At 58.0% G+C, this 2,762-nt stretch carries 4 protein-coding genes and 1 pseudogene; 1 reads left to right on the top strand and 4 read right to left on the bottom strand.

What is annotated here, in order from left to right; all coding sequences use genetic code 11:
* Both RI518_RS07660 and RI518_RS07655 read right to left on the bottom strand, forming a co-directional pair.
* On the bottom strand, positions 1–510 hold a 510-nt coding region (locus RI518_RS07660; RefSeq protein ID WP_310689791.1), incomplete at its 3' end, for a thiamine pyrophosphate-binding protein.
* Positions 507–908 (bottom strand): PLD nuclease N-terminal domain-containing protein, encoded by a 402-nt coding sequence (locus tag RI518_RS07655; protein ID WP_310689790.1) that lies wholly within the window; start codon positions 906–908, stop codon positions 507–509. The genes RI518_RS07655 and RI518_RS07660, both read right to left, overlap by 4 nt.
* A 31-nt stretch (positions 909–939) precedes the next feature.
* On the opposite strand from RI518_RS07655, the gene RI518_RS07650 reads away from it, so the two are divergent.
* Entirely contained in the window at positions 940–1,185 is a 246-nt protein-coding gene (locus RI518_RS07650; protein WP_310689789.1) for a DUF4229 domain-containing protein, read from the top strand.
* A 49-nt stretch (positions 1,186–1,234) separates the two neighbouring features.
* On the opposite strand, the gene RI518_RS07645 is transcribed toward RI518_RS07650, so the two are convergent.
* The gene (locus RI518_RS07645; RefSeq protein ID WP_310689788.1) at positions 1,235–2,122 is read right to left on the bottom strand and encodes a 1,4-dihydroxy-2-naphthoate polyprenyltransferase; all 888 of its coding nucleotides are present in this window, start codon (positions 2,120–2,122) and stop codon (positions 1,235–1,237) included.
* Positions 2,115–2,762, bottom strand: a pseudogene (locus tag RI518_RS07640) (AMP-binding protein); the annotation flags it as partial. The pseudogene RI518_RS07640 and the gene RI518_RS07645, both read right to left, overlap by 8 nt.

Below are 2,762 nucleotides of genomic sequence, written 5' to 3'. Positions count from 1 at the left end.
TGCGCCGTGATGGGCCAGCTGGGCGGCTTGCGTGGCGCGGTCAAGTGCTTCTGCCTGGTCGCTCTCGTGGCCCTCCGGTGCGTTGACCTGGAGCACACTGTGAACCGCCGGACCAAACATCCCCGGTTGCACTGTGGTTTGGTTTGCTCCCACACCCTGTAGTTCTGGTGGTCGATCGGCGGTGAGCGCGATGAGGGGAATACCCGAATGCTTTGCCTCTAAGAGTGCCGGAAGGTAGTGGGCGGGGGCCGAACCTGATGTGCAGATGAGGACAGCAGGTTGTCCGGTGTGGATGGCGAGCCCTAGTCCAAAGAATCCTGCCGTTCGCTCATCGACTGAGACATGCACGCTGAGGGACACTTCGGGGTGTTGGCTCAGCTCATAGGCCGCCAGGGCGAGAGCTTGGGACCTGGAGCCAGGGCTCACCACAACGTGTCGAACACCGCGTTCAATCAACCCCAACAGAAACGCGAGCGACCAATTGGTCGCTGGCGATTCACTCGCGGTCATACGCGTGGCGGGGTGGGAGGGGTGCTGTCGCCTGGCTGGTCATCTGGGCCCTCATCTGAGTGCTCATCCGATTTTTCGCCAGCGTTATCGTCCTCGTCATCCAAGGCACGGAGTTCTTCTTCGAGGCGTCGGATGCGCTCTTCAGCGGATTCGCTGAGGGTGCCCATGAATCGCGGGTCGTCATCGAGGGCGACAGGCTTTTGTTGGACAGCGGGTCGGTTTTTACCGATAAACAACCACAGTGCGGGGCCAATGAGGGGCAAGACCACAATGATGGCTATCCAGACGGGCTTCGGAAAAGCACGCAAGCGATTACTCGCTGTGACAAACAAATCGACCAGGGCATAGATGGTCAGGGCTAATACCGCTACTCCACCAATGACTAACCACCGCACCATGTTCACAATCCTACGCAGGTAGTCTGAGGGTGTGTCTGCTTGGCTTTATTATTCCCTGGCCCGTATCGGCATCTTTGGAGCAGTTTTTGCGCTTCTCTACTTTGTCGGCATCACATGGTGGGTCTCTGCGATCTTTGCCGCGGTAATTTCTTTCACCGCGGCCTATGTTTTTCTCGCCAGCACCCGAGCCGAAATGGCCGAAGGGATTAAGGCCCGACTGGAAAAAAGGCGCCGGTCAAAGACTGACGACGATGCCGCCGCAGAGGACTCGCTCTAAACCAATTCGCACCTCAAACATTCCGCGCCGCAAGGTGGCATCGCATTCCTTACAACGCGATGGCTAATCCGAGTCCAACGGCGAAGAGCAACGAATTGAGCGTTGTGAGCTGAAGCACCACAATCAAATCTTTCGGGGTATTTGCTCGCCACACAATCATGACAATCACCGCGGTCAGGACCGCGGTGATGAACACGACGGGTGCGAAGACGAACACGAACGACAGCCCCGCGAGGATCAGGTACGGCGCGATAAGCATCACCGTGATGAGCACCCGTGAAGCGACCGGTCCTATCCGAACCGAAAGCGTATTTTTCGACGCCGCTTTGTCTTGATCAATATCGCGCAGGTTGTTTTCTAACAGCACCGCGCTGGCAAAAAATCCCAGTGCGGATCCTGCAAGCCAGGACTCCCAAGGCACAACACCCACTTGCACATACGCCGTACCCACGGTGGCCACCAGGCCAAAGAACACAAACACCACCAACTCGCCCAGACCCCGATAGCCATAAGGGCTGGTGCCCCCGGTGTAGGTCCATGCGGCAAAAAGGGCAAAACCTCCGATGGCGAGTAGCCACCACGACTGGGACAAGACCACCAACGCCAATCCGGCAACAACACTGACGGCAAAGGACAGGATTGCCGCTCGCTTGACTAACCGTGGTTCGACCCGGCCGGATCCGGTAAGCCGCGCCGGTCCCACCCGGTAGTCATCTGTTCCACGGATCCCGTCGGAGTAATCGTTCGCGTAGTTCACCCCAATTTGAATGGCCACGGCCACCAACAGGGCCAGGCCGGACAACAGCAAATCAGCGGCATCACGCCAATAGGCCGATGCTGTTCCCAGAATGACGGGCGAAAAAGCAAGGGGTAGTGTGCGAAGCCTCGCCCCACTGATCCAGTCGGAAAACGAAACGGATGCTTTGCTATCACTCACGGTGATGCAGTCTATTCCCGCCTTCATGAATGACATGGTCGGCTACCGCACGCCGGTCCACCTTCCCTGAGGGTAAACGGGGGATCACGTGCAACATGACTAGCTGGCGCGGCACTGCATGGCGGCCAAGAATCCGGGAAATGGCTTCCTGTACCTGTTTCAGTGACAAAACGACATCCTCGGATACCACTTGCTCACCTTCGTCAGTGCCTTTCTTTAACGCGGAGATCTTTGACGCAGAGAGTGCACCCACCACAACTGGCACTTCACCCCAGGTGGGGTCGTTCGCCCCGACTGCCACCCACTCGTAACCCGGAAAAACGTCATTCAGGGTGTCTTCTAGTTCATCGAGGTTCACTTTGAGCCCGCCAGAAATGATTGTCCGGTCGATTCGACCAGAAACCTGCAACACTCCATCAACAAGGGCCCCAGCGTCGTCGGTGAGATACCAGGTGCGATCGTGCCTGACAACAAATCGCTCTTTCGTCCGGGTGGGGTCCCCTAGATACCCCCCGGCCAACATCGGGCCAGACAGTGCGACCGCACCACCCACGATGTCGACTTCTGTGTCGCCCAAGGGAACGCCGTCCCACACGCAACCTCCGGCCGTTTCGGCCGAGCCGTAGGTTTTGGTCACTGC

It is taken from the genome of Pontimonas sp., from assembly GCF_031581085.1.
In the GTDB taxonomy this organism is placed as follows: Bacteria; Actinomycetota; Actinomycetes; order Actinomycetales; family Microbacteriaceae; genus Pontimonas.
This window is presented reverse-complemented; position numbering and strand designations above follow the sequence as displayed.

What these genes read in the sequence shown, in the direction of transcription:
- RI518_RS07655 (WP_310689790.1), bottom strand. Translation starts at nt 908, where the DNA reads ATGGTGCGGTGGTTAGTCATTGGTGGAGTAGCGGTATTAGCCCTGACC.